At 37.1% G+C, this 26,316-nt stretch carries 27 protein-coding genes, 1 riboswitch and 1 other annotated feature; of the genes, 11 read left to right on the forward strand and 16 right to left on the reverse strand.

Going from position 1 to position 26,316, the window contains the following annotated elements; all coding sequences use genetic code 11:
* Positions 1-28: 28 nt before the first annotated feature.
* The 3 genes from CD003_RS10615 to CD003_RS10625 all read right to left on the reverse strand — a co-directional run bounded on the left by CD003_RS10615 (position 29) and on the right by CD003_RS10625 (position 2,191).
* Complete coding sequence (locus tag CD003_RS10615) at positions 29-310, reverse strand: hypothetical protein (RefSeq protein WP_096201093.1); 282 nt, start codon at positions 308-310, stop codon at positions 29-31.
* A 267-nt stretch (positions 311-577) separates the two neighbouring features.
* On the reverse strand, positions 578-910 hold the full coding sequence (locus tag CD003_RS10620) for a YolD-like family protein (RefSeq protein ID WP_096201094.1): 333 nt from the start codon (positions 908-910) through the stop codon (positions 578-580).
* 27 nt (positions 911-937) lie between these two features.
* Positions 938-2,191 carry a Y-family DNA polymerase gene (locus CD003_RS10625; RefSeq protein ID WP_096202327.1) on the reverse strand — a complete coding sequence of 418 codons (1,254 nt, stop codon included), beginning with the start codon at positions 2,189-2,191 and terminating at the stop codon, positions 938-940.
* A 180-nt stretch (positions 2,192-2,371) separates the two neighbouring features.
* Between CD003_RS10625 and CD003_RS22305 the strand changes: the two genes are divergently transcribed.
* The 5 genes from CD003_RS22305 (at position 2,372) to CD003_RS10640 (ending at position 4,610) form a co-directional block, all read left to right on the forward strand.
* The gene (locus tag CD003_RS22305; RefSeq protein WP_257008295.1) at positions 2,372-2,494 is read left to right on the forward strand and encodes a hypothetical protein; all 123 of its coding nucleotides are present in this window, start codon (positions 2,372-2,374) and stop codon (positions 2,492-2,494) included.
* 156 nt (positions 2,495-2,650) lie between these two features.
* On the forward strand, positions 2,651-3,139 hold the full coding sequence (locus CD003_RS10630; RefSeq protein WP_096201095.1) for a YqeG family HAD IIIA-type phosphatase: 489 nt from the start codon (positions 2,651-2,653) through the stop codon (positions 3,137-3,139).
* A 45-nt stretch (positions 3,140-3,184) separates the two neighbouring features.
* Complete coding sequence (locus CD003_RS10635; RefSeq protein WP_096201096.1) at positions 3,185-3,703, forward strand: DUF3189 family protein; 519 nt, start codon at positions 3,185-3,187, stop codon at positions 3,701-3,703.
* Positions 3,704-3,994: 291 nt separating this feature from the next.
* Positions 3,995-4,123: a hypothetical protein gene (locus tag CD003_RS22310; protein WP_257008296.1), complete on the forward strand. Its 129-nt coding sequence runs from the start codon at positions 3,995-3,997 to the stop codon at positions 4,121-4,123.
* Positions 4,124-4,406: 283 nt separating this feature from the next.
* Entirely contained in the window at positions 4,407-4,610 is a 204-nt protein-coding gene (locus CD003_RS10640; protein WP_096201097.1) for a YqzH family protein, read from the forward strand.
* On the opposite strand, the gene CD003_RS10645 is transcribed toward CD003_RS10640, so the two are convergent.
* Positions 4,601-5,398 (reverse strand): SDR family NAD(P)-dependent oxidoreductase, encoded by a 798-nt coding sequence (locus CD003_RS10645; protein ID WP_257008297.1) that lies wholly within the window; start codon positions 5,396-5,398, stop codon positions 4,601-4,603. The two genes, CD003_RS10640 and CD003_RS10645, sit on opposite strands and share 10 nt — an antisense overlap.
* A gap of 112 nt (positions 5,399-5,510) precedes the next feature.
* Positions 5,511-5,727 (forward strand) — a binding site (T-box leader).
* Between the two features lie 237 nt (positions 5,728-5,964).
* On the opposite strand from CD003_RS10645, the gene proB reads away from it, so the two are divergent.
* From proB to proC, 3 genes are read left to right on the forward strand one after another with little or no spacing between them, the layout of a single operon-like run.
* A complete protein-coding gene (proB, locus tag CD003_RS10650; protein WP_096201099.1) occupies positions 5,965-7,089 on the forward strand; it encodes a glutamate 5-kinase in 1,125 nt (374 codons plus the stop codon).
* A complete protein-coding gene (locus tag CD003_RS10655) occupies positions 7,086-8,333 on the forward strand; it encodes a glutamate-5-semialdehyde dehydrogenase (RefSeq protein ID WP_096201100.1) in 1,248 nt (415 codons plus the stop codon). The genes proB and CD003_RS10655 overlap by 4 nt, the downstream gene beginning before the upstream one ends.
* A 9-nt stretch (positions 8,334-8,342) precedes the next feature.
* Positions 8,343-9,182, forward strand: a complete 840-nt coding sequence (proC, locus tag CD003_RS10660; RefSeq protein ID WP_096201101.1) for a pyrroline-5-carboxylate reductase — start codon at positions 8,343-8,345, stop codon at positions 9,180-9,182.
* 243 nt (positions 9,183-9,425) lie between these two features.
* On the opposite strand, the gene CD003_RS10665 is transcribed toward proC, so the two are convergent.
* Both CD003_RS10665 and CD003_RS10670 read right to left on the reverse strand, forming a co-directional pair.
* Complete coding sequence (locus CD003_RS10665; RefSeq protein ID WP_096201102.1) at positions 9,426-11,987, reverse strand: PAS domain-containing hybrid sensor histidine kinase/response regulator; 2,562 nt, start codon at positions 11,985-11,987, stop codon at positions 9,426-9,428.
* 146 nt (positions 11,988-12,133) lie between these two features.
* The gene (locus CD003_RS10670) at positions 12,134-13,147 is read right to left on the reverse strand and encodes an NAD(P)/FAD-dependent oxidoreductase (RefSeq protein ID WP_096201103.1); all 1,014 of its coding nucleotides are present in this window, start codon (positions 13,145-13,147) and stop codon (positions 12,134-12,136) included.
* A gap of 226 nt (positions 13,148-13,373) precedes the next feature.
* Here CD003_RS10670 and CD003_RS10675 point away from each other — a divergent pair, with 226 nt between their 5' ends.
* Entirely contained in the window at positions 13,374-14,228 is an 855-nt protein-coding gene (locus CD003_RS10675; protein WP_096201104.1) for an ion transporter, read from the forward strand.
* Between the two features lie 34 nt (positions 14,229-14,262).
* Here the strand turns inward: CD003_RS10675 and CD003_RS10680 are convergent, their stop codons facing one another.
* Entirely contained in the window at positions 14,263-15,636 is a 1,374-nt protein-coding gene (locus CD003_RS10680; RefSeq protein ID WP_096201105.1) for an aspartate kinase, read from the reverse strand.
* A 524-nt stretch (positions 15,637-16,160) separates the two neighbouring features.
* Here CD003_RS10680 and CD003_RS10685 point away from each other — a divergent pair.
* Both CD003_RS10685 and thiC read left to right on the forward strand, forming a co-directional pair.
* Positions 16,161-16,367, forward strand: coding sequence for a heavy-metal-associated domain-containing protein (locus CD003_RS10685; RefSeq protein WP_096201106.1), 207 nt, complete (start codon positions 16,161-16,163; stop codon positions 16,365-16,367).
* 120 nt (positions 16,368-16,487) lie between these two features.
* Positions 16,488-16,599, forward strand: a riboswitch (TPP riboswitch).
* 145 nt (positions 16,600-16,744) lie between these two features.
* Positions 16,745-18,514 (forward strand): phosphomethylpyrimidine synthase ThiC, encoded by a 1,770-nt coding sequence (thiC, locus tag CD003_RS10690; protein WP_373558539.1) that lies wholly within the window; start codon positions 16,745-16,747, stop codon positions 18,512-18,514.
* Between the two features lie 47 nt (positions 18,515-18,561).
* Here thiC and CD003_RS22085 read toward each other — a convergent pair whose 3' ends face one another.
* The 9 genes from CD003_RS22085 to cobA all read right to left on the reverse strand — a co-directional run bounded on the left by CD003_RS22085 (position 18,562) and on the right by cobA (position 26,296).
* Positions 18,562-19,254, reverse strand: a complete 693-nt coding sequence (locus CD003_RS22085) for an S-layer homology domain-containing protein (protein WP_096201107.1) — start codon at positions 19,252-19,254, stop codon at positions 18,562-18,564.
* A gap of 140 nt (positions 19,255-19,394) precedes the next feature.
* Positions 19,395-19,802: a hypothetical protein gene (locus CD003_RS10700; RefSeq protein ID WP_096201108.1), complete on the reverse strand. Its 408-nt coding sequence runs from the start codon at positions 19,800-19,802 to the stop codon at positions 19,395-19,397.
* Positions 19,803-20,121: 319 nt separating this feature from the next.
* Entirely contained in the window at positions 20,122-20,481 is a 360-nt protein-coding gene (locus CD003_RS10705; RefSeq protein WP_096201109.1) for a hypothetical protein, read from the reverse strand.
* Between the two features lie 114 nt (positions 20,482-20,595).
* Positions 20,596-21,966: an aldehyde dehydrogenase gene (locus tag CD003_RS10710; protein WP_096201110.1), complete on the reverse strand. Its 1,371-nt coding sequence runs from the start codon at positions 21,964-21,966 to the stop codon at positions 20,596-20,598.
* Positions 21,967-22,057: 91 nt separating this feature from the next.
* Positions 22,058-22,381 carry a hypothetical protein gene (locus tag CD003_RS10715; protein ID WP_096201111.1) on the reverse strand — a complete coding sequence of 108 codons (324 nt, stop codon included), beginning with the start codon at positions 22,379-22,381 and terminating at the stop codon, positions 22,058-22,060.
* A gap of 111 nt (positions 22,382-22,492) precedes the next feature.
* Positions 22,493-23,479, reverse strand: coding sequence for an ABC transporter substrate-binding protein (locus CD003_RS10720; RefSeq protein ID WP_096201112.1), 987 nt, complete (start codon positions 23,477-23,479; stop codon positions 22,493-22,495).
* The gene (locus CD003_RS10725) at positions 23,476-24,279 is read right to left on the reverse strand and encodes an ABC transporter ATP-binding protein (protein WP_096201113.1); all 804 of its coding nucleotides are present in this window, start codon (positions 24,277-24,279) and stop codon (positions 23,476-23,478) included. The genes CD003_RS10720 and CD003_RS10725 overlap by 4 nt, the downstream gene beginning before the upstream one ends.
* Complete coding sequence (locus tag CD003_RS10730; RefSeq protein ID WP_096202329.1) at positions 24,279-25,322, reverse strand: FecCD family ABC transporter permease; 1,044 nt, start codon at positions 25,320-25,322, stop codon at positions 24,279-24,281. The genes CD003_RS10725 and CD003_RS10730 overlap by 1 nt, the downstream gene beginning before the upstream one ends.
* Positions 25,323-25,537: 215 nt before the next feature.
* Positions 25,538-26,296 carry a uroporphyrinogen-III C-methyltransferase gene (gene cobA / locus CD003_RS10735; RefSeq protein WP_096201114.1) on the reverse strand — a complete coding sequence of 253 codons (759 nt, stop codon included), beginning with the start codon at positions 26,294-26,296 and terminating at the stop codon, positions 25,538-25,540.
* Positions 26,297-26,316: the final 20 nt, after the last annotated feature.

The raw sequence follows: 26,316 nt of genomic DNA on the forward strand, positions 1-26,316 counted from the left end.
TTCTTATCTATATGTTTTTATCATTTGTTTAAATGAAAATTTCTTGGTGTGTTTCTTTTACCTTTGTCAAAACCGCTTCAATTGATGGGTAGTCTGTTCCAATTTGATACTTTTCTACATTACGTAAAGAATGCTCTTTTTCACCACGGAAAATTTGGACAACTTCTTCTGTACCCATCTTTTTTGTTTGGAGAGTTTTCCCTACAAAAACGGCATCGTTGTTTTCGAACTTTTCATAAACAACATAAAAATCTTGCTTTACTTCTCCAACAAATAATTCTTTGGTTTCGACTAAGTCATGAACGATCACGTTCTCTTCACTTCCTATTCTTAAAATGTTTTAGGTCTTACTTGTTACTTACTATACACTGATCTTTGTAAACTTTCACCAGTAGTATTGTGAAGCTTTTGTTACAAAATAATGTAAATGATTGCTCCCTTTAGATAACTGTGTATTCTAATTTTTTCAAACCTTCACGCACCTCCAGCTAACTAAAAGAGCTTGCTTTACAGCCCCACATTATCCTTTTGAACAGCTGCTTACTTATTATATGAGCATGGCTCACTCATAGAACTTTTATTCATGGAAATTTATATCAATAATTTGATTAAATAATAGCGTTGAACTTTCTTCAAATTTATCAAAGATGTGAATCCTTTTATTCACCCCATCAATCCGAGCAATCGTACCAATGAGACAATGAAAATCGTATTGGTGATAATAAGTAATCGCCACAGAAGATTTATTTTCTATTGCCATTAAAATAGTTTCATTCATTTCTTCTAGCTTTTGCGGGTCTAGCTCTGGCTTTTCCTTACGCTTCATTTTTTCTTTTAATTCTCTCAGTAAACTGACATGCTCTGGAAGCATCATCGCTGTCCATTTGATTGTCCCACGATCACGTAACATGTTCTTCAACTCCTTTTTCTTTAACTCTTACGCCTTATGCCCACCTAGTAATGTACTACGATGGCGCGCTGTTCCACCTTTTGTATAGGAGACCGCTCGTAGTAAGGAAGTAGAACCATATTTCTCTCTTATTGAATCCATTACATAGCTTAAATCCTTTTTCTTTGGCTTTGTATCATCAAAAATACTAAGCTGTGTATAAGAATCGCTACATACATTTGAAAGAGAGATTGTAATTTGTCTAACTACCTCTCCCCGGTAAAAGGTAGCAAGCAACCTCAAACAAGCTTCATATACCTCTAAAGTTAAATTCGTTGGCTCGGCAAGAGATAGAGAGCGTGAAAAGCCTCTCCCCTCCTCTGTCTTGCTATAACCAAGACCAAGAGTGATCGTCCTTCCTGCTTTACTTGCTTGTCTTGCTCTCCTTGTCACTTCCTCACACATTTCAAGAACGACACATTTAATTTCTTTCTTATCTTTGTAATCTCGCATGAGCATTTGCCCTTTTGCATAACTTATTTGTCCTTGTATAATCGGAGCACCTAAATCAGATAAATCAATGCCCCATGCATGGTAGTAAATCTGATTTCCCATCACACCAAACTTCTTCTCCAGTTTTTCTAACGGATAATTAGCCAACTGACCAACTGTACGAATCCCTAAACGTTGTAAATTCCTTTCCATTCTAGAGCCAATGCCCCACATCTCACTTAATGGAGAAACTGGCCAGAGCTTTTCTTTTACATCTTTAAATCGCCACTCTGCCACTCCTTCTCTCTTCGCCTCTAAATCAAGACAAAGCTTGGACAATAACATATTTGGCCCAATCCCAATCGAGCACGTTAACCCAAATTCCTCTAACATGTCCTGACGAATCTTCTCCGCTAATTCTCTCGGACTGCCCCAAAGTCTCTCAGTTCCGTCTACTTGAAGAAAACTTTCATCAACGCTATATGTATGAATGCACTCCATTGGCACATATCGATTGAAAAAGGCAGTAAGCTCAACAGATGTATCTAAATACATCGCCATTTGAGCATTGACAACCTGAATTCTTGGGTCCTTTGGAATTTCAAATAGTCGACTTCCTGTCTTTATATGATAATCTTTCTTGAGCTTCGCCGTAGCTGCTAATACGACACTTCCCTGTCGCTTTGTATCTGCTACAACAGCTAAATAACAAGTTAATGGGTCTAATCCCAAGGCAAGTGCCGAACAGCTAGCATAAAAGCTTTTCATATCAATACAGAGAATATTGCGTTCTTTAATCCCCCGATACATCTCCACAGCCTCACCCCTCAAAAGAACATCTGTTCCTATTATACAAATAAGTATATAAGAATATACGTTCTCATTCAAATAGAATTTCAAGATTGTGATTAATTACCATTAAATAATTACATTTATGGAAGTTCTACTGGTACATACTAAAATTGTTAAACCTAACGAGGAGGAAACATAATGGAACATTACCACGTTGCACATCTGAACGAAGAACAATTACAGCAAATAAAAGGACTAGAAAAAGAGCTAGATGTAATTTTAATCGCTTATGATGACGAAGAGGAAACAACAACAAAATAGTTTCAGAAAGGCTCAACAGTATACTTGCTGTTGAGTTATACATAATAGATAGTAAAGTTTCCCGTGTTATACATCCTCTATTTGTCGATTTTGGTAAAAATATTAAAGTTGGGTTATTATATTTAATAAGACAAAAAACAGTGGGGAATTTTGATTATGAAATACTTTAAACCAGATTATGAAATACAACATTTTTCAGAGCTAACAAAAGAATGGCTAAATGAAAGAAATATCAAAGCAATTTTTTCTGACTTAGATAGTACGTTAGCTATCCACGACCATGAACATGGTAGTGAAGAGTTAGGACATTGGATAGAAATGCTGAAAGAAAATAATGTCACGCTATTCATTGTCTCCAATAATAGTCAGGGAAGAGTAGACCGTTTCGTAGCACCTTATGGAATCCACGGACTTGGTATGAGTGGAAAACCTGGAATTACAAGAATTGAAAAGGAAATGAACAAATTAGGTGAAAAAAGTGAGACAAGCCTCTTCCTAGGAGATCAAATCTTTACTGACGTTTGGTGTGGAAAGCGCCTTAACATGACAACTGTACTTGTTCATCCAATTGGAAGAGAACATGAACCATGGAATATTACACTTAAGCGAAAGCTGGAGACGTTAATTAAGAAGAGATGGAAATAAGTAGAATCTAAGCAAGAACAACAAGATCGAAAGGACAGATGATACATGATGTACGTATACAACTGCTATGCTGGTACACATTCATCAGCCCTTGCAGCTGCCTATCACTTAAATAAGATTCCTCATGACCGTATACCAACAAAGGAAGAAATACTGGGAATTGATATCTTTAATAAACTTACTCCAGGAGACTTTGGTCGAATTATCTATCACGGAGAAGATTCAGAAGGACATAAAGTTTACACTGTAGGAAGAGGTCGCTCGAAAGAATTAATTCCTGCACTGAAAGAACTAATGACGATCCTTCAGGAGAATGGGAAGTCACAGGAAAAGGTCATCTTTTCAAATGCGTCACCTACAGTGCCATTAGCAATGACATTTGGTGGTCTCTTTTCTAGGAGATTTCATATAGATTTTATCGGTGTCCCTCTCCTCGTAAAAGGAGCCAAGCAAACTCACAAAAACATCGCTAAGCTCGTACATCATACAAAAAAGGTAGCAAAAGAATCAAAAAAGCAAGTTGAAATACTTGAAAATAAAGAGCTTGAAGTTAATAAACTTTAAAAAGGTTGCTTCAAAGGGATTCAATAATCCTTTTGAGCAGCCTTTTTCGTTAAAGATAGTCAAAACCAGTAAAAGAGTCTTTATCATAAAAGATAAAAATTTTCCATAAAATACAAATGTATATTCTTATTTTCAGATAAGTGTATAGTATTATAATAGATGACATTTCATCTATTGCACCATAAGAGCTTCCTTATCGTGTTCTTCCAGTCGGTTTATATTTCTCAAGTTACAGTCGGAACGCTAACCGACAGTAGAACGGGATAAAAACTACTATTGGGAGGGAAAGAAATGAAAAAAATATTATTTTCTATCGTAGCCGGGGTATTGGCCATAACCATGCTAACTGCATGTGGAGAAATCCAAGAGGAACACGTACCTGACCAAGAACAAATCGATCGCGCAGCTGGAAACGAGTAAGCTTTAAGAAGCTAAAAGTTCTACGGTGGATCACACCAACTTACCGATTATAGACGGAAAGGAACGTTCTACTACTATTTAACATACAAATCAAAAACCCACTAAATCAAGGAGGGTTTTAAACTTTTATATAATTCTTTAAAACCCTCCAAACTTCATCTTAATGCCTTCCATTCATAACTCATAACTCATAATTTATAATTTATAAATAACTCTCCTCATTGCACAAAACACAATTCTTCCTTAATATAAAAGAAAGTTAAACATAAGGAGCCCCTCTAAGATGATTGATAAAGCCTTTTTACAAAAGAAAATCAAAAAAATTATGACAAGCTATGTTCAAGACCCGACTGTTCAGATTAGCGAAGAAGAATTAAACATCCTTATAAAGAACTTCCACAAAAAAATGGAACAAAATCCAAACGAAGATATACACTACCTTCTTCATGATGTTATTTACGACTATCTAACAATCAACTACTTTTGATAAAAACTTTTGCCACCAAGTTTCTCAACTAATGAAGGAAAGAGTTGATAAAGCCTTGATCCAATATTCATCCAATAAGGGAGATTTACTTCTCTCTTTGGTTTTATTAGTAGTGAAAGAATCTTCATAGAAACATAGCTTGGTTCAAGCATAAACTTCTCAATATTTTTTACATATGTCCCCTCTTGGTCAGCTCTTGTAAAAAAAGGTGTCCGAATCGGTCCTGGATTAACAGCACTTACATGAATATTCGTTTCGTGTAACTCCATTCGTAAGCTATTTGTAAAACCGAGAACAGCATGCTTAGTTGCCGCATACACACTAGACTTTGGTGTTGATATTTTCCCTGCTTGCGATGCAATATTAATAATATGTCCTCTATTCTCCTTCACCATTTCAGGCAAAACCGCCTTTGTACAAGCCATGAGCCCAAGTACATTGACATCAAACATCTCCTTCATGTCTTCTAAATCTGCATCAAGAAAAGTTTCAAATATAGCAAAACCTGCATTATTAATAAGAGCATCAATTTTTTTATGCTCGCTAACAACTGTTTGGAATGTTCCATGAATATCTCTAGGTGAACAAACATCCAATGTATAGTAATATGCTTTTTGATTATAGGTAGTTTCAATAAACTGATGTAGTTCCTGTAACTTTGCAGTAGAACGAGCCATAAGAATAGGTATCGCCCCTGCCCTTGCAGCATCAATTGCAAGTTGCCATCCTAGTCCACTCGATGCACCTGTGATAACAATTACTTTATCCTTTAAATCTAACTGACTCAAAAAATCACCCTTTCTCTTCATCCGAGTTAATTATATCATGTACAATAAAGAGCTAAACTCGATCGTCCCTTGACGAAAAAGTCAGATAACTTTATAATAATTCCAAGAAAATACGTAAGCGTAGATTGGGAATAGTAGACTCAGAACATGTGTAAAGAGAGTAGAATTCAGCGGCTGAAAGATTCTACCACCTCTGTCGAATCGAACCTGCCCTTGAGCTGTTAGGAAAACCTAACCGACTTCCCTCGTTACGGGAAAGCAAGCGGGCAACCACAATATGTGGTTGCCAAAAAAGGTGGTACCGCGGATACAACTCTTCCGTCCTTTTTCATAAAGGATTGAAGGGTTTTTTTTATAGAAAAACTGAAAGCAGTTTTTCTATGGTGCAATGCGCGAAGCCTATGCCTGTTTTTACAGTTAAACGACAAGTGAATTTCTTGTCTTGTAACGCGCACAGAGCGGAGCCATTGCCCTTCTTCGATTAAAACTGTCTTAGCTTTTTATTCTATAAAACCAAGCTCTAAGTCAACATGTTATACAATAGATGCATAAAAAGAGGGATTTACATGGGAAAACAACGAATTGTTGTAAAAATAGGAAGTAGCTCTTTAACCAATGTCCATGGTGGACTATGTGAAGAAAAATTAATTGAACATGTTTCAGCACTAGCCAAGCTAAAAAAAGAAGGGCATGAGGTTGTTCTTATCTCGTCAGGTGCAGTAGCTGCTGGATTTACAGATTTAGGATATCCTACTCGTCCAGTTACAATAGCAGGAAAACAAGCAGCAGCAGCCGTTGGTCAGGGACTTCTTATGCAAGGCTACTCTAAGCACTTCCGTCAGCACGGTATTGTAACAGCACAGCTTTTATTAACAAGACATGATTTTGCCAATCAAGAAAAATACAACAATGCTTACTCTACTTTATCGGAACTATTAAAAAGAGATGTTCTACCAATTATCAATGAGAATGATTCAGTTGCTATCGACGAATTAACATTTGGAGATAACGACATGCTGTCTGCACTCGTAAGTGGTCTCGTCCACGCTGACTTTTTGATTATTTTAACTGATATTAATGGATTGTACGATGATAACCCTCGGAATAATCCAAAGGCGAAAAGATATACCTTCCTACCGGAAGTAACAGAAGAGCTATTAAAAATGGCTGGAGGTGCTGGTTCCAAAGTAGGAACTGGCGGGATGCGTTCTAAAATCGAAGCTGCAAAAACAGCTCTTTCATTAGGCGTTAAAATCTTTATTGGCACAGGTGAAGGTGAAGAAAAGCTCGTTGATACAGTTGCCGGCAAAGGAGACGGAACCTATATCGGCATTACTGGTCCATCCTCTATGAAAAATAAAAAGCAATGGATCGGGATCCACTCAAGCATCTCAGGTAAAATTCAAATCGATAAAGGCGCTGAAAAAGCCGTTGTTAGTAATGGAAAGAGTCTCCTCCCTGCTGGTGTGAAGACAATTGAAGGGCAGTTCACAGTTGGCGAGGTTGTCGAAGTAATAAATGAAAAGAAAGAGCTCATTGGGAAAGGTCAAGTTAGCTTTTCATCTGAGGAATTAGACATGATAAAAGGTCTTTCAAGTAAAGAAGCAAAAACAAAAACAAATAAAGAACGTGCTGAGGTCATCCACAGAAACAATTGGGTAACCTTAACAAAGGAGAAGATGATAAAATGAGTGAATTAGTTCAAAAAGCAAAACGGGCACAGGAAATTACAACTGCCTTATCTGTTTGTACAACAGCTCAGAAAAACGAAGCTCTATCGTTAATCGCTAAGCAACTTCTAGAAGAATCTGCGTACATTATAGCAGAAAATGAAAAAGATTTAGCTAACGGTAGAAAAAATGATATTGGGGATTACCTATTAGACAGACTTACTTTAAATGAACAACGTATAAAAGATATGGCAGAAGGACTAGAGCAAGTTATCGAATTACCAGACCCAGTTGGAGAAGTTATGGAAGATTGGGAACGACCAAATGGATTACAAATTGAAAAGGTACGTGTTCCATTAGGAGTTATCGGGATGATTTATGAGGCACGTCCAAATGTAACAGTGGATGCATCAAGTCTTTGCTTAAAAACTGGAAATGCTGTTCTGTTACGAGGTAGCTCATCAGCAATTCATTCAAATATAGCAATTGTTGCGGTCATTCACCGAGCTCTTGAAAATAGCGAGGTGCCTGTCGAAGCAGTACAGCTTCTTGAAGATACGAGCAGAGAAACTGCTGCGAAGATGTTTACACTTAATGAATATATCGATGTACTTATTCCTCGAGGTGGGGCTGGTTTAATACAAACGGTTGTAAAGAACGCTTCTATTCCTGTTCTCGAAACTGGAGTTGGCAATTGTCATATATATATTGATAGTGATGCAAACAAACAGATGGCAATTGACATTGCAATTAATGCAAAAACACAACGTCCTTCAGTATGTAACGCTGCAGAAACAATCCTTGTTCACCAAGACTGGGCAAATCAACACCTACAAGACCTACTTTCTGAACTAAAAGAAAAAGGTGTTGAAATCCGTGCGAATGAAGCAGCTCGGAAGATAGATGAAAACCTACTCCCTGCCACTGATGAAGACTGGGCAACAGAGTATCTTGATTTTACAGTAGCTTTACGTGTAGTTCCTAGCTTAGAGGAAGCAATTAAACATATCCAAACATATGGCACAAAGCATTCTGAAGCAATTATTACAGAAAGTGCCGAGAACACGGAAACCTTCTTTAAGTATGTTGATGCTGCTGCTGTCTATCACAACGCTTCTACTCGCTTTACAGATGGATTTGAGTTTGGATTTGGAGCAGAAATAGGGATTAGTACACAAAAGCTTCACGCTCGTGGACCAATGGGATTACCAGCTTTAACATCAATGAAATATATAGTTCGTGGAACAGGACAAATTAAAGGGTAGGTGAAACGAATGGTAAACGAAAAGCAAATCGTATTTGTCGGAGCCGGCTCAATGGCAGAATCAATCATTGCTGGATTAATCGCTGATAAAATCGTATCACCAGAGCAAATTACTGCTACTAACCGTCAAGATACAGACAGACTTAACCACTTGAAAGCAACATACGGCATACATGTAACAACTACAAAAGAAGACGCTATAAATGGAAAAGACATTGTCGTTCTTGCTATGAAACCAAAAAATGTTGTTGAAGGTGTTCGCGACATTAAAAAGTTTACTAATAAAGAACAGCTATTTATCTCAGTACTAGCTGGTACACCTACTGACTATATTAGTGAATTACTTGGACATCATTCACCTGTTATTCGTACAATGCCAAATACATCAGCAAAAGTCGGTGCGTCAGCCACAGCAATCTCTGCTGGAAAATATGCATCAACAGACCATGTTTCCCTTACAGAGGAATTATTTCAAGCAATCGGTACAGTTACCGTTGTTCCAGAGGAAAAACTAGATGCAGTTACTGGGCTTGCTGGGAGCGGACCTGCTTATATTTATTATCTTGTGGAAGCAATGGAGCAAGCTGGAGAGGACATTGGTTTAGAAAAAGAGGAAGCCAAAGAGCTTATCGTACAAACCATTCTTGGGGCTGCCAAACGACTTCAATCAACATCAAAAACATCAACAGAGCTATATGAAGAGGTCATGAGTCCAGGTGGAACAACAGAAGCTGGCTTAAAGGTTCTTTCTGAATATAAATTCCAAGAAGCAACAACAAATGCAATTAAACGAGCAACTGAACGCTCAAGGGAACTCGGACGTATTTTAACTGACACAACAACGAAATAGCTAACAGAAAAAAGTCCTATAATGAGAAGAAACTCTCATCATAGGACTTTTTCAAGTTATTCTTGGATTTACCCTAGTACAACACACTATACAAATTCTAATATAAATACATATATTTCTATTTTTGTATTTGTTTTACCAATCTACTATTGTAAAATTTAAGAGACTATACAAATTAATGGTTTCACATACTATGTCTAGTATCAAGGTACTAGTAGCTTGAATTAGCGAGTTTTTAATCTATTAGATTCGCAGTACATTTTTCATCGTTTCAATTAATTCTCTTTTTTTTATTGGCTTACTTAGGTGAAGATCACAACCAACATCTAATGATTTTCTTTTATCTTCTTCTAAAGCATACGCTGTTAACGCTAGAATTGGAGTGTGGTGTCGATGTTGTACTTTTTCCCACTCACGTATCTCCTTAGTCGCTGTATATCCATCTTTTACTGGCATTTGCATATCCATTAAAATAAGAGCGTACTTATTTTGCTTGGCTTTTATTACTGCTTCCTCACCATTTTCTGCAATATCAATAACATAAGGTTCCTTCTTTAAGAATGCTAGAATTAGTTTACGGTTATCTTCCACATCTTCAACTAATAAAAGCCTAGTGGAATTTTGTTTCTCTATCGATAAAGGAGACGTATCAACTGTTGATTTAATTGTAGTAACGTTTGTTTTTAATAGATTAGACTGAGAGAAGGCTTGATTTAGCTTCATAAACAACTCTGCTTTTTTTATTGGCTTAATCATATACCATGTAATGCCTAGAGATTGGATTTGTTCCATCTCTTCCTTCCGATAATCAGATGTAAGCATAACCATTGGTGTACCTTCAATTTCACGTTTTTTAATTAAATGCTCTGCCATCTCCAACCCACTCATGTTTGGCATAAGATTATCTATTAATAAAAGCTCAAAAGCCTGATTTTCCTGCTGTGCTTTACGAATCATCTCAATACCCCGTACTCCGTTACTAGCCTCAAATATCGAGAAACCATGTGGTTCAAGCATTTTTTTTATAATTAGACGGTTCGTATGATTATCATCTACAACTAATACTTTCAATCCATCAAAAGAATGTAACTTACTAGGAATCTGTTTGTCATCTTCTACTAGACTATCCTCAAGTTCAACAGTGAAATAGAACGTCGTCCCTTTCCCTTTTTCACTTTCTACCCATATTTCACCACTCATCATTTCTATAATTCTCTGAGAAATAGTTAAACCTAAGCCTGTACCCGCATATTTTTTCGTTGTTGATGAATCCACTTGATAGAAACGATCGAATATTGAATTTAAAGTGTCTTGGGACATCCCAATTCCAGTATCGCGAACTTCAAATATAATATTTCCAGACCGATTTCCTTGATATGGTGAAACAGAAACAACTACTTCCCCATTCTCTGTGAATTTAAGCGAGTTTCCAACAAGATTAGTAATTACCTGCTTCAGGCGTTCTCCATCACCGATATATGTCCGGGTAAGATCGACACTAATATCGTAAACGATTTCAAGTCCCTTTTTATGTGCACTTAAGAAAAAGATATCGACTGCCTGTTCTACTGCGTCACTAATTGAAAAAGGTCCATTCACTAAATTCATATGACCTGCTTCAATCTTTGCCAAATCCAGAATATCATTAATAATAGTTAATAATGAATTTCCTGATTTTTTAAAGATATTAATGTATTGCCTTTGCTCTTTCGAAAGCTCACTATCACCTAAGAGCTCTGCAATACCTATAATTGCATTTAAGGGAGTTCGAATCTCATGACTCATCGCAGATAAAAACTCACTTTTCGCCTGATTCGCTTGCTCTGCTTCTTTTTTAGCTTGTGCTAGCAATTCTTCTGTGTGCCTTCTTTCTGTGATATCAACTAAAATACCGTTAAAAATAATATTTCCGTCTGTTGATTTTACTGGTCTTGCAGTACCTTGCCACCATTTTAATTCACCTGTTGTCTTTTTCACTAGGCGCCCTTCAAAGTTCCAGGAAGAGCATGAGGTGGTAGCATCATGAAGTGATTGAAAAAAGCTTTCTTTATCACTAAAATAAACCGAATCGAATACCTGCTCCATATCCTCAGTTACTTCCCGCGCCTCATAACCAAAAAGTTCTTTAATTTTTGGACTAATATAGTTCATTTGCCAACTTCCATCATTCTTTGCAATTGATTGAAAAATAACCCCAGGTACATTGACAACCATATCCTCAAATTTGGTTTCACTATCTTTACGTTTCTCTTCCTCTTCAAAACGTTTAATAGTAGCTCCTAGACTACTCGTCATTAAGCGAAGAGCTGCATCATTCACATTTTTCCAATCAGTCTTAACAGCATCCATAATCCCAAGAAAGCCCCATAACTCCTGCCCTATACTAATAGGTACTAATTGATGAGAAAGGACATTTTTATTTTCTAATCGTGTTTTCGTTGCTTCAGGGAGCTTTTCAATTTCAAAATTGACAATTTCTCCTGCTCTCAAAAGATTAATCTGTTTTTCCGTTCCAGCCTTTTTTATTACAACATTTTGTTCGTCTGAATGGTGAATCGTTGGAGAAACTCCCTCAGCTACCCATTCATAACGCATACTACAGGCTGGTTCATTTGTTTCAGGATGTGTATGGATTTCAAAAATAAATATTCGCATTGCACATAGTGATTCTCCAAGGGCTTGTAGTGCAAAGTTCATTCCTTCTTGTATATTTTCTGAAACTAGCAATTGATTTGATGCTTTTCCGACTCCACTTAATAATTGTTCGTATTGCTTTAATAGTTGTGTTGATTGATACTGAACCATACGTCCCCTCACCTTAATTTACATTTTTTATCATTAATTTGATTATACATGAATTTATGTTGTAAGTATTTAGCCAACCACTTTCTATAACGATAAAATAAAATGTAAAAAGCCATCCCCAATAGGATGACTTCTTTACGCGTTTATTAATGTTGTTTTAAAATCCAATTAACCCCACTTAACCCTGATAAAATCGCACCTTCAACTTTTCCTCGTTTAAAAATATCTCCTGTAAATACTACTGGAGCAGGTGTTACTGTACCTAAATACTCCTCTGGATGTAAAATTTCAGGCTTTGAATATAACCAACGCATTAACTGCCTTTTTTCAATGATTTCACCCTCACCCAGTAAAGGCTTAACTGCTTCAATCAGCTCATCTAAAATTTCTTCACTATCTCTTTCATAATTGTATTTAGACCATTGTTCAGAGCCATGTATTGTTACAACTGTAGATTCTGAGATTCCTTTTTGTTCATTATCTCCAATGAACGCTAGCATACCTTCACCTACTTGAATCCCACCTGGACTAGGAATAGTTGTTCGTTTATCTAGTGCCACAATTGCACATAAGCAAGGATAATAAGATACATCATTCAGCTCTTTGATCACTTTTTTCTCAAGCTTTACACCACCCGCTTCAAGTAGTTGCTGCGATTGTGGAACAGGAGCGGTTAATATTAGCTTGTTAGCTTTGTAAGTAACCTCTTCACTGCAACTAGTATCAATTGCAGTTACTTTCCAACGTCCATCTATTTCACTAATTTTTTCTACCTTTTGACCTACAACTGTATGTAAATCCTTTGCAATATCCTTCATAAGAGCATTCATACCATTTGTTCCAACATATCGAGGATATCCATCGTGTTCAACAGCAATTGATTTCCCTTCCATTTGATGAAATCCATTTGACCACACGTTAATTAAATCTTTCTCTTTCCAATTTTGTACAAGTGTCTTCATTGTTTCACTTCTTGCCGTAAAAAACTGAGCACCGTGGTCAGCCTTACCACCAGCAATTCGGCGTGTCGCCATGCGTCCCCCTACACTTCTCCCTTTATCTAACACAATGTAGCTAATTCCTTGTTCCTTACATGTTTGTGCTGCCATTAAACCTGATAGACCAGCCCCAACAATAAGCACCTCAAATTGATTATTCATTTTTTACCCCTCTCATCCATTGGTAAATCAAGATCTTCTAAAATTGTAACAGATCAACATTAATGGTCAACTAATAGTCATACAACTAGAAAATGTGTAGAACCATTTTGAGAAATTTACCTTTATCTATTAATAAAAATTTAGTATTATTAATAGTGTTGTCTATTAATATACTGATTCTATGAATCATTAGGAATAATGCGTAACTAGTTAAGGAGGGCATTAGATGGAAAATGAAAATAAGCAAATACAGCCTTCTAATAAAAAGAACACTGCTTCAGAATTCTGTTTAAAAATTGTCAATCATGCTGCTTTCTCAGCAACAGTTATAACACTAATTCTTATAAATGCGATTGTTGTTGGTTTAGAAACTTACCCAAATCTTTATCAAACACACATGGAATGGTTTGAATATGCCGATAGAGTCCTATTATGGATATTTACAGTTGAAATAGCTTTGAGATTAATAGCTACAACACCGACCAAAAAGTTTTTTACAAATAGTTGGAACTGGTTTGACTTTATTATTGTAGCAAGTGGACATATTTTTGTAGGAGCACATTTTATTACAGTGCTTCGTATACTACGTGTTCTTCGTGTATTGCGTGCAATATCAGTCATTCCATCCTTGCGCCGTCTAGTAGACGCGTTATTATTAACAATTCCTGCTTTAGGAAACATTCTTATTTTAATGAGCATTATCTTTTATATTTTTGCTGTTACTGGTACGATGCTATTTGCAGAAGTTGCACCCGAATATTTCGGTAACTTACAACTATCCTTATTAACACTTTTCCAAGTAGTTACACTAGAATCATGGGCAAGTGGAGTTATGAGACCGATATTTGAACAGCTTACTTGGTCTTGGATTTATTTTGTACTCTTTATCCTAGTTGGGACCTTTATTGTCTTTAACCTCTTTATTGGAGTTATTGTAAGTAACGTCGAAAAGGCAAATGAATTAGAACAAGCTGATATTAAAAAGGCTGAAAAAGATGAGAAGAAACAAGAAATGGCAGATTTAAAACAAGAAATACGTGAATTGAAGGAAATCGTTTTACGGTTAGAGAAAAAGCACTGAGCAAAAATTTGCTCAGTGCTTTTTTTGTTTATACTTATTGAATGCAATTCTCTTTACAAGCTCCGAAGAATTCTTTATATAGTTCACTAACTGCGCGGTCAGCGTCCTCTTCATGAACACCAAATACTAAACTAACTTCTGATGATCCTTGGTTAATCATTTCAATATTTGCTTCAGCTCGGTAAAGTGCATCTGTTGCTCTTGCTGCAATACCAACTGTATTATGCATGCCTTCACCTACGATCATAATCATCGCAAAATCACGCTCGATGAACACGTCATCAACCTCGAGCTCAGTTTTAATACGTTCAATGATGCGGTGTTCTTTTTCACCATCTAATTGAGCCTGTTCAAGGATAACTGATGTATCATCAATCCCTGATGGAATATGCTCATATGAGATACCTTCATCTTCAATAATTTGAAGTAAACGACGACCAAATCCAACTTCACGATTCATTAAGTATTTACGAACGTAAATTGTACAGAAGCCCGAATCACTCGCAATACCGATAACTGGATTCGCTTCATATTCACGCTCAGCAATGATCATTGTTCCTCTGGCACTCGGATTGTTTGTATTCTTAATACATACAGGAATCTTCTTACGGAAAGCTGGGATTAATGCTTCATCATGGAAAACAGAGAAGCCAGCATAAGAAAGCTCTCTCATTTCACGGTAAGTCATTTTCATAATTTCTACAGGATTTTCAACCACTTTCGGGTTTGCTGCGTAAACTGAATCTACATCAGTAAAGTTTTCATAAAGTTCCGCATCAATACCCGCTGCTAAGATTGAGCCTGTAATGTCTGATCCTCCACGAGGGAATGTCACGAGAGTCCCCTCAGGTGAGTAGCCAAAGAAGCCTGGGAAAATAAGAATTCCTGATTGCTCTCTTAATTGAAATAAATTGTCATATGCCTCTGGTAGTACTTGAGCATTTCCTGGTTCATCACTTACTAGTAAACCTGCCTTCAGTGGGCAAATATAGTGAGCTTCAATTCCACTACTTTGCAAATAGAATGCAATTAATTTTGCATTGTTATCTTCACCACTCGCTTTGATTAAATCCATAAACTTCCCTTGATTTGTTGTATCAAAGCTTAATCTTTCTTTTAAATCCGCCTCAATTGTTTCAATAATCTCATGAGATAGCTCTAAGCCCTTGGCTATATCTGCATAACGACCAACAACAGCTGCTAGTTCCTTTTCTGTGGATGCACCACTTAAGTGAGCTTCTCCTAATTGTATTAATAAATCCGTTACTTTCGTATCTTCGTCACTACGCTTTCCCGGTGCAGAAACGACAACTACTTTTCGTTCTGGATCGTCTGTAATAATCGCTGATACCTTTCTAATTTGTTCCGCACTTGCTACTGATGAACCACCAAATTTTGCTACTTTCATCTCTTCTCCCAGCTCCTATAATGTTTTATTTTAAAGTTTGTGAATACTCAAAAAAATCTCTTGGTATTGAGTCTAATTCGCTAATGTGTACAACCTTTGTCTCTATATTATATTGCACAACTAAGACAACAAATTAACTCCTAACAAGCGTCGGACTCACTTCGCACTCGAGCTCCTTAAGTTGTTTTAAATTTACCATAGGGAAAATTTGTTTGCAAAGCTTCATAATAAGCCTTAATTGGGTTGTGCTGGTATATATCCCCTTCAGACTAACTGACAACGATATCGCTTAAAATTATCCTTATACAGTTACAATCACTCTTAAATGATCGAGATATGGCACAACTCCTTTTCTAAAACAGATTAAATTTTATATTCTCTTTATTTATACTAAACTTCTTAGTAATTTTCATTATTTTTTAAAAATTATATCTATAATCTCCTTTTCTAAAGCAATAAGTATAGAAATCAACCTTTCTCAAAAGAATAATGGCAAGTAAAGTAAAAGACAGGAGTGAAGAACAATGAAAACAATTTCTCTACAAGTAGAAAAAATGAGCTGTGGTAATTGCCTTACAACTGTAGAAACGGCAATTAAATCAGTAGAAGGTGTAAATGAAGCAAAGGGAAGCTTAGAGGAAAAGACAATTAAAGTTCAATACAATGAAGAAATAGCGGATGTATCAGACTTTGTCGAAGCCGTTGAGGAGGTTGGTTATATCATCATATAACTCACTTCACTGTCAGACGTATCCTTTCAAAGTTAAATTAAGAAAATATTGTACATCCATTCACATTTACACAAAATTTTTCCTTGCTAGTATTCTTTCAATCTGTTAGGATAATATTGTAAATGAAGAAACGGGAGCTTGAGAGTAACAAGCTGAGAGGATAGCTGACACTGCTATCGACCGGGAACCTGATCTAGGTAATGCTAGCGGAGGGATTATTCTTAGGAATACGTCTATCTATTCGACCGCTTGCTAGCGGTCTTTTTGTTTTTTGACGACGTATCATCATAGTGTTTTACTGTGTAAATATCCTAAAACCCCCTCCTCCTGTCTAGATGGTTCAAATTATTTTGAACAATATGAAGGAGGATTTTTTTATGTCTATGAAAGAAAAAAATGTATCATTGATGCCCCCATTCCCAAACAGTACAAAGGTGTATGAAACAGGTTCAAGAGAGGATATTCGTGTACCTTTCCGTGAAATCAAACTGAGCCCAACTGTACGAAACGATATTGAAGAACAAAATGAACCTCTACGTGTATACGACACAAGTGGTTTATATACAGACCCTGATCACATTGTTGATGTTCGTAAAGGATTACCTCAATTACGCCGCAACTGGATTCTAGAGCGTGGAGATGTAGAAGAATATGAAGGAAGAAGTACGAAACCAGAGGATAATGGCTTTCAAACAGAAGAACGTTCATTTGAAGTAGAAAGATTTGATACATCACACCGAAAACCAATCAGAGCAAAAAAAGGAAAGAATGTTACTCAACTTCACTATGCAAGAAAAGGTATTATTACTCCTGAAATGGAGTTTATCGCAATACGTGAGGGACTAGAGCCTGAATTTATTCGCTCTGAAGTTGCAAATGGACGTGCAATAATACCTGCAAATATTAATCATCCTGAAAGTGAGCCTATGATTATCGGACGTCACTTCCATACAAAAATCAATGCTAATATTGGAAACTCTGCCGTTACCTCTTCAATCGAAGAAGAAGTAGAAAAAATGACATGGGCAACTCGTTGGGGTGCTGACAATATTATGGATTTATCAACAGGTAAACATATCCATACAACAAGAGAATGGATTATCCGCAACTCGCCTGTTCCAATTGGAACAGTGCCGATTTATCAAGCACTAGAAAAAGTAAATGGCATAGCTGAGGATTTATCATGGGGAGTGTACCGTGATACATTAATTGAGCAAGCAGAGCAAGGGGTTGACTACTTTACGATTCATGCTGGTGTCCTCCTTCGCTACGTTCCAATGACAGCTAGCAGACTTACAGGTATCGTATCAAGAGGAGGTTCTATCTTAGCTGCATGGTGCCTTGCACATCATGAAGAAAACTTCTTATATACTCATTTTGAAGAAATCTGTGAAATTATGAAGACATATGATATTGCTTTCTCACTAGGTGACGGGTTACGCCCTGGGTCAATTGCAGATGCAAATGATGAAGCTCAATTTGCTGAACTTGAAACTTTAGGTGAATTAACAAAAATTGCTTGGGAGCATGATGTACAAGTAATGGTTGAGGGACCAGGTCATGTACCAATGCACAAAATCAAAGAAAACATGGATAAACAGCTAGAGATTTGTAACGAAGCACCATTCTATACATTAGGTCCATTGACAACCGATATTGCACCCGGCTATGACCACATTACATCTGCTATTGGTGCAGCAATGATTGGTTGGTTTGGAACAGCGATGCTTTGCTATGTCACACCGAAAGAACATTTAGGACTTCCTAATAAGGAAGATGTACGTGAAGGAGTTGTTACATACAAATTAGCAGCTCATGCAGCTGATTTAGCAAAAGGACATCCTAATGCTCAAAAAAGAGATGATGCTCTTTCAAAAGCTCGATTTGAATTCCGCTGGCACGATCAGTTTAACCTATCACTTGACCCAGAAAAGGCAATCTCTTTTCATGATGAAACATTACCAGCAGAAGGAGCAAAAACAGCACATTTCTGCTCAATGTGTGGTCCCAAGTTCTGTAGTATGAAAATCACTCAAGACATTCGTGATAAAGCAGAAAAAGAAAACTTCACAGTTGAGAGCGTAGAAAAAGAAATGCAAAAGAAATCAGAAGAATTTCGTGAAAAAGGCAGTACGATTTATCAATAGGTTTAAACCCCTTTAGCCTTGACTAAAGGGGTTTTTAAAATCATTTTTTAAGACTGCTCTGCTGGCGTTTCGCCTGCTCCTGGTGTTTCATCTGCTCCTGGCGTTTCATCTGCCCCTGGAGTTTCATCTGCTCCTGGCGTTTCATCTGCTCCTGGCGTTTCGTCTGCCCCTGGAGTTTCATCTGCTCCTGGCGTTTCGTCTGCCCCTGGAGTTTCATCTGCTCCTGGTGTCTCGTCTTCTACTTCATCTTCAGGTACATCAATATAGCCCTGTTCAGCAAGGTTTCTAACTAAAGTAGCCATTTGTGCTCTAGTCATTTCTTCGTTAGGTGAAAACGTACCATCTGGTTTACCTTTCATAATGTCATGGTCTCTAACCCACTCAATATCTTCAGTAAACCATTTTTCTTCTTCAACATCTGGAAAGTGACCTTTAAATGGTCTTTCCCCACGTGCAACACCTTGAGTAGTTCCAGGCGCTTCCATTATTCTAGCAGTACCTTGACCAGTACCACTTATACCATGAGTACCTTGTTTACTATGAATAGTAGATCCTTGGGTACCTCTATTAGTTACTCCATGATTAATTGTTTGGTGCTGTGGTGCTGTTGGAGCTCCATGAACACCTACTCCAGTTGTTCCCTGTGTACCATGAGTACCTTGTGCTCCCATATCACCACAACCAACTAAGCTTCCTGCAATAAATGTTGCTGCTGTTAAAGTCATTAATGATTTCTTCATATTTTCATCCCTTCTTAATTTAAATAGTGTTCTGAAAAAATTAAAATACACTAACTTCTCTAACCGACACTGTCAACGAATTTAGAATAAAAACGTAAAAAGAACTTTTCATGGTTACTTAATACGCAATTTTATTTTCATTAACGCATGCCTGCTTCAGGTGTTTGGTCAGGTACTCTGTTTCTTTCCCCTGCAGGAGATAAGACATTGTTACGTTGTTCAATTGGACCTTCATGAGTCCCTCTCATTAAGCCACGATGACCATCAACATTTCTTTGTCCCATTTGGCCTTCTATACCTGGTCGACCTAATCCAGGGTCATGAACTCCAGGGGTACCACGTAAAGTAGGATCAAATACTCCCGGTGTTGTTCCTGGACGGTTCATCATTGGATCGTGAGCACCTGGAGTTACTCCTCGATCAAGATGGGTTGGTGCATCCTGTCGTTGCATGTTCATATTTTGACCTTCTACACCACCAGTTCCACAACCAACTAAGCTTCCTGCGATAAATGTTGCTGCTGTTAATGATAAAATTATTTTTTTCATATTTTCATCCCCTCCTACGCTATATGTTGTTCAGAGAGAAGAAAAATACTCTGACACATCTAACCAATAGAACCTAAGAATATGAAAAGCAACACATTAAAAAGAAGATGTTCCAAAAGGAAGGCTTCTGAAAAAGTGTGATTTTCACTTTTCCAACAGTCTTTTTTACCTTTTAGACATCTTCGAAGCAATGTGCGAAGGAGCTACTAAGATGGGTTTTCTCAAGTAAGACGAATAGCGTTCCCAATTATTGCCCGAGTTCGCTCTAAAAAACCCTTTAGCAATATATGCCAAAGGGTTAAATACAACACATAGCCTGTTATCTAAATCCACCAGCAGTACCAAGACGCAAACCTTGTTGTCTCTCTCTCATACTACTTTGGTCTTCTTGACCCATTCTTGTCCCGGTCGTCCCAGTCGTTTGTCCTTCAATACCAGTTCTCCCTAAGTCTTGATTATGAGCTTGTGGTGTTATCGGGTGTCGTGATTGTTGAGTATAGGGTTCAGTTCGTCGCATAATTGGATCGTGTGTACCTGGTGTTGCTCCACGGTCAAGTTGGGTTGGTGAATCTTGACGTTGCACGTTTACATTTTGACCATCTACACCAGCAGTACCACAGCCGACTAAACTTCCCGCTATAAATGTTACTGCTGTTAATGATAACAACATTTTTTTCATATTTTCATCCCCTCCTACGCATTAGAATGGTACGAAACGTAGGAATTTACACAGACAGTATCATCCAAGGAATGAATGATTACTCAATAAAAAAGAAATAGTAATAAACACACATTATTTAAATACTCGCTTTATCATCGTTAAAGCACCTTTTGTCGTATGGTATCTTAATGGTATATCAAATTTAGATGTTTGCTTGAGTACCCCTTTTTGATGAGAAAAAGTATCAAAGCTAAATTTACCATGATATGCACCCATACCACTTTCTCCTACACCACCAAATGGTAAATGAGGAGTGCCAAGGTGATAAATCGTATCATTAATACATCCACCACCAAAGGACAAATCGTTTAGTATACGTTTTTCAGTAGCTACATTCTCAGTAAATAAATAAAGAGCAAGGGGGTTTTGACGTTCTCTAACTATTTCAATGACTTCATCTAAGGAGCCATATTCAAGAATTGGTAAAATTGGACCAAAAATTTCATCCGTCATGATCGGTGAATCAAGGGAAACATTCTCAATAAGTGTAGGTTCTAAGAAACGTTTTTCTCTTTCTGACTGACCACCATAGACAATGTCTCCATTGTCTAAATATGCTATTAAACGATCCAAATGACGCTGATTAACAATCATTGGATAATTAGAATTACTGATAACATTTTCACCGTAAAATTCTTTTATTGCTTTTTTTAGCTGTACTACTAATTTTTCTTTCACATTTTTTTGAACAAGTAGATAATCAGGAGCAACGCATGTTTGCCCGGCATTAATAAATTTTCCCCAAACAATGCGCTTTGCTGCTATCTCGAGCTTTGCATCATCATGAACAATGGTAGGGCTCTTCCCCCCTAATTCAAGTGTTATGGGTGTTAAGTATTTAGAAGCTGCTTCCATAACAATCTTTCCAACCGCTACGCTACCAGTAAAGAAAATATAATCAAAACGTTCCTTAAGTAAAGCTTCACTCGTCTCCACTGCACCTTCTACTACAGTTATATAGTTTTCTGAGTAAGTCTCTTTGATAATTTCTGCGACAATTGCTGATGTTTCTGGAGTTAATTCAGACGGCTTTATAATCGCGCAGTTACCAGTAGCCATTGCTCCGATAAGGGGTGCTAATGCTAGTTGAAAAGGATAATTCCAAGGGGCAATAATAAGGACAACTCCATACGGTTCAGGATATATATAACTATCCGACCCAATATGTGTTTTTGGTGTACGAACTTTTTTAGGCTTAGCCCAATCTTTTATATTCTTTAGAACATCGTTTATCTCATTATATAAATAACCTATTTCTGTCATATAGGCCTCAAACTCTGACTTATTTAAATCGTTTCTCAGTGCATCAATAATTTGCTTTTCATTTTTCTTTATTACTTTTTTCAAAAGCTTTAGTTGTTTTATACGAAAAGAAATATCCTTTGTTTCCCCAGTAAAAAAATAATTTCGCTGATTCTCAATTAGTTTAGAGGATGATTGCATCATTATTGCTCCTTTCAATACTAAAACGATCCTTTTTAATCAATAAAAGCTGTAGTAGTATCATTATACCACCACAGCTTTTCAACATATATTACCATTGACCGTATTTTCCCCAAGCAGGGAGTTTCATTCCTAATATTTGAAAAATGACTGGTCGAGATTCTGCAACAAGAGAATCCGATGTACAAGCACTCTCAGGTTCGTATCCTATCGCCTTAGCATGTGCTAACGTTGTTTCTTCAAGAAAATTTGTTAACTCTGCTTGATCAAAGCAAGGAGGTGAAGCATACACTTTTTTTGTATGATCAATAATGATTCTTGTATTGTCAGGTGCAGTTGGTGTTGTCTGAACCGCAAAGCCTGTAATAAGTAATAAAGTAATCAATCCGATAACGATGTATGCAATGTATTTCACTATATTCCCTCGTTTCTCTATGAATAGGTGTTTACAACTTAAGCATCAAACCCATTACTAGTTTAATAGAGGAAACGTAAAAAAAGCAATAAAGATACTCTATCAGTATGATTATTTATATAGAGCTTCTACTAAAATTTCAAGAGCATATGGTGCACGAACACCCTCAGCAGCAGCAGATAGTGGCATAACTATAAACTCTTCTTCTTGAATAGCTGTTACTTCAGTAAGTGCTGGATGGTTTAGTAGTAGATTCCTTTTATCATCAGCTGATGTCTCTCCGTAGTCAACTATGACAATGACATCTGGATTACGCTCAACTACCTCTTCCCAGCTTACCTCTGCCCAGTTTTTCTCTACATCACTAAAAATATTTTCAGCACCAGCCATTGTAATTAGCGTATTTAAAAAGTTTTTAGCCACAGTAAATGGAGTTGTATCACCACTATCATAAACAAAAACTTGCTTTGGCTCTTCATTTGAGGGAATACCTTCCTTCACAATTTCTAACTCATCCTTCATTTCTCTGATCAAACTTTCGCCTCGTTCCTCGACTCTAAAAATTTTAGAGATGTTTCGTATATCTGTAAATACATCTTCTATTGTTGGACCTACATTACTAGAAGACTGATGCAAATAAGCTTGAACACCAAACTCCTTTAACTGTTCAACTGTTCCGACATTACCTTCTCTAAAGGCACTTGCCCAACCTGCATAAGCAAAATCAGGCTCAGCAGCTAAAAAGACCTCTTGTGAAGGATATTGATCTGCTAAAACATCAATAGCTTCATATGCAGCTTGATACTCTGGTAAAATCTCATCATCAAGATATGCTGTTCCAATCATAAAATCCTCTAAACCTAAAGCGAGCATTACTTCTGTTACATGCTGATTCAATGTCACTGCTCGTTGCGGTACCTCTGAAAACGTAAGAATTTGCTCATTATTTTCAATCTCTACTATATCCGTTTCCATTTCAATTTCTAAATCTTTTACCTGTACTTCCTGCTCAGTCGATGTTTCCATACCACTACAAGCTACCATCATCGATATTACGACACTAGCAACTAACCACTTTCCTCTTTTTAAAATTTTCATTTTTTTCCTCCATGTACTTTTTTCGATTTATTAGTCATTGTGTTAGATGAATATAATAACTGGATTTGACCCGTAATCGGATGAGTAATAACCGTTGCATCAACTTGAAAAACCTCTTTCAGTAAACTCTCAGTCAATACCTCACTCGGACTACCAAAAGTAATCACCGTTCCTTTATCTAACACATAGATAACATCACAATATGCAGCGGCTAAGTTCAAATCATGTAAAGCTGCCAAAGTAGAAATGTCAACTCTTTTTACAACATCTAATATTTGAAGCTGATGATGAATATCAAGGTGGTTTGTCGGTTCATCTAAAATAAGATAGTTAGCATTTTGAGCAAGGGCTCTTGCAATCATGACCCGTTGCTTTTCTCCACCTGATAAGGTCAGAAAACTTCTATCTCGATACTCTGTCATACCTACTTGCTCTAAAGCATGATCAACTAGTTGATGGTCACCTACCTTTTCAGATTCGAAAATCCCTTTATGGGCATGCCTACCCATAGAAACAATTTCTATAACTGAAAAATCAAATTGGACATGACTCTCTTGACCAACAACAGCGATATTTCTAGCAAATTCTCGATGAGTAAGCTGAAAAATGTTAGCACCTTCAAAATGTATTTCACCTAATTTTGGTTTATTAATACGATATATTGTTTTTAATAAGGTGGATTTGCCACTACCATTAGGCCCAATTATCCCAACAAACTGGCCTTTTTCTAACTGTAGCTTGATATTGTCGTTTATTGTTTTATCTCCAATAGTTACTGTTACATTATTTAGAGAAATCATCAGGTACCACCGCCTCCAAATGAATAAGTACTTCGTCGAAGGAGCCAAATAAAGAAAGGACCGCCGCATAGTGCCGTAACGATTCCAATTGGAAGTTCTTGAGGAGCTACTACCATTCTCGCTATGACATCTGCCCAAATTAAGAAAATAGCTCCTACTAATGCACTTGCCGGTAACACACGTCGATGGTCAGATTTAATTACTAAACGAACAACATGAGGAATCATAAGCCCGATAAATCCAATCGCACCACTAACAGCCACCATCACACCAGTAAGGAGGGCTGTAATAACAATGAGAACTTTTTTGAATCCATCAACGTTTACACCTAACGTAGAGGCACTTTCCTCTCCCATAAGTAAAATATTTAGTGAACGAGACTGGATCATTAAATAAATAAAGCCAACGATTAAACATAAAAAAGGAATCATTAAATTATTCCACTTTGCACCAGCCACACTCCCCATCATCCAAAACATCGCGTCTCGAATTCCTTCTTCTCTAGGAGCTGAAATTACAATATAACTTGTAACTGCTGAAAGCATCATCGAAACCGCAATCCCTGCTAAAAGAAGTCGTACTGTAGAAATCTTTCCATGTACCTGTGCTAATAAAAACACGAGCAGTACAGAAGATAACGCACCTATAAAAGCGGCTATTGAAAGAGCGTATTGTCCGAATATTGTAAAAACCCCCATAACAATAACAAGTGTAGCGCCTACAGATGCTCCTGATGAGACACCTAATATAAAAGGATCGGCTAAAGAATTTCTTACTAACGCTTGAATTGCTACACCAACTATCGCTAAACCAGATCCTACTATTGCAGCTAAAAATACGCGTGGAAATCTAAGCTCCCATACAATCTGTTCTTGAGCTCGAGACCAATCTTGAGCAAGCCCCAAATCAAAGATTGATATCTTTGAAAGAGCAATCTTCCAAACTGTTAATGGTGAAATAGTAACTGGGCCAAGCATAATTGATATAGTCATGCTTATAAGTAAAATACCAATTAATAAAAAGATGAGTACTGAGAACGGTATAGTCTTTTTCTTTTCTAGTTCTTTCGGTGTAAAATTTCCTGCTGATATATTGTTTGATTTCATCTTTACTACACTACTCAAATTTTTCCTCCTGCCTTTTTCACAAAGCCCATTAAACAATAATCATTACGATTTACATTACAGTTTTAATCTTTGTTTTAATCAAACCCTATATAATTTTTCGGTGAGAGAATGTATCCCTCACCGAAATTCAATTAATTCTTAACAAATTCAGCTTCAAACCAGTTCATCTGCTTACGAACATTCACAACTTCACCAACAAGAATAATTGCAGGATGAGAAATTCGTTGTTTCGTCGTTTCTTTTACTATCGTCTGTAATGTCCCAGTCACTGTTCGCTGCTCACATGTTGTTCCCCATTCTATAACTGCTACAGGTGTTTCATTAGGTCTTCCATGAGAAATAAGCTTTTCACATATTCGAGGGAGATTTTTCATACCCATATAAAAAGCTATTGTATCGATACCTGTAGCAAACGCTTGCCATTTCTGCTCACTAAAGTCATTCTCTTTTAAATGACCAGTGACCATTGCAAAGGATGATCCGTGCTCTCGATGAGTCACGGGGATACCAGCATATGCAGGAGCTGCAATTCCAGCAGTGATGCCAGGAATAACTTCAAATTTTACACCTAACTTAGCTAAGTGAGATGCTTCTTCCCCAACACGACCAAACACACAGGGGTCTCCCCCTTTCAACCTCGTAACCACTAAGCCCTCCATCGCTTTTTGACCAAGAAGTTCATTAATTTGCTCCTGTCTTAGCGTATGGCTTTTTGGAAGTTTTCCACAATAGATATATTGAGCATCTTGTTTAGCATATTGCAATAACTCTTCGTTCGCTAAGCGGTCATATACAATCACATCAGCTGCTTCTATGCACTCCTTTCCACGAAGTGTAATCAGCTTGGGGTCGCCTGGTCCTGCTCCTACTAGATACACAATTCCTTTCAAAAAAACACCTCCTCTAGTAA

This window comes from Bacillus sp. FJAT-45350, assembly GCF_002335805.1.
Taxonomy (GTDB): domain Bacteria; phylum Bacillota; class Bacilli; order Bacillales; family NISU01; genus FJAT-45350.

Coding starts and splice junctions, on each gene's coding strand:
- CD003_RS10680 (WP_096201105.1), bottom strand. CDS start 15,636: ATGAAAGTAGCAAAATTTGGTGGTTCATCAGTAGCAAGTGCGGAACAA.
- CD003_RS10725 (WP_096201113.1), bottom strand. CDS start 24,279: ATGATTTCTCTAAATAATGTAACAGTAACTATTGGAGATAAAACAATA.
- CD003_RS10620 (WP_096201094.1), bottom strand. CDS start 910: ATGTTACGTGATCGTGGGACAATCAAATGGACAGCGATGATGCTTCCA.
- CD003_RS10675 (WP_096201104.1), top strand. CDS start 13,374: ATGGAAAATGAAAATAAGCAAATACAGCCTTCTAATAAAAAGAACACT.
- CD003_RS10640 (WP_096201097.1), top strand. CDS start 4,407: ATGATTGATAAAGCCTTTTTACAAAAGAAAATCAAAAAAATTATGACA.
- CD003_RS10635 (WP_096201096.1), top strand. CDS start 3,185: ATGATGTACGTATACAACTGCTATGCTGGTACACATTCATCAGCCCTT.
- CD003_RS10665 (WP_096201102.1), bottom strand. CDS start 11,987: ATGGTTCAGTATCAATCAACACAACTATTAAAGCAATACGAACAATTA.
- CD003_RS10655 (WP_096201100.1), top strand. CDS start 7,086: ATGAGTGAATTAGTTCAAAAAGCAAAACGGGCACAGGAAATTACAACT.
- proC (WP_096201101.1), top strand. CDS start 8,343: ATGGTAAACGAAAAGCAAATCGTATTTGTCGGAGCCGGCTCAATGGCA.
- CD003_RS10700 (WP_096201108.1), bottom strand. CDS start 19,802: ATGAAAAAAATAATTTTATCATTAACAGCAGCAACATTTATCGCAGGA.
- CD003_RS22305 (WP_257008295.1), top strand. CDS start 2,372: ATGGAACATTACCACGTTGCACATCTGAACGAAGAACAATTACAGCAA.
- thiC (WP_373558539.1), top strand. CDS start 16,745: ATGTCTATGAAAGAAAAAAATGTATCATTGATGCCCCCATTCCCAAAC.
- CD003_RS10710 (WP_096201110.1), bottom strand. CDS start 21,966: ATGCAATCATCCTCTAAACTAATTGAGAATCAGCGAAATTATTTTTTT.
- proB (WP_096201099.1), top strand. CDS start 5,965: ATGGGAAAACAACGAATTGTTGTAAAAATAGGAAGTAGCTCTTTAACC.
- CD003_RS10720 (WP_096201112.1), bottom strand. CDS start 23,479: ATGAAAATTTTAAAAAGAGGAAAGTGGTTAGTTGCTAGTGTCGTAATA.
- CD003_RS10705 (WP_096201109.1), bottom strand. CDS start 20,481: ATGAAAAAAATGTTGTTATCATTAACAGCAGTAACATTTATAGCGGGA.
- CD003_RS10625 (WP_096202327.1), bottom strand. CDS start 2,191: ATGTATCGGGGGATTAAAGAACGCAATATTCTCTGTATTGATATGAAA.
- CD003_RS10685 (WP_096201106.1), top strand. CDS start 16,161: ATGAAAACAATTTCTCTACAAGTAGAAAAAATGAGCTGTGGTAATTGC.
- CD003_RS10630 (WP_096201095.1), top strand. CDS start 2,651: ATGAAATACTTTAAACCAGATTATGAAATACAACATTTTTCAGAGCTA.
- CD003_RS10670 (WP_096201103.1), bottom strand. CDS start 13,147: ATGAATAATCAATTTGAGGTGCTTATTGTTGGGGCTGGTCTATCAGGT.
- CD003_RS22310 (WP_257008296.1), top strand. CDS start 3,995: ATGAAAAAAATATTATTTTCTATCGTAGCCGGGGTATTGGCCATAACC.
- CD003_RS22085 (WP_096201107.1), bottom strand. CDS start 19,254: ATGAAGAAATCATTAATGACTTTAACAGCAGCAACATTTATTGCAGGA.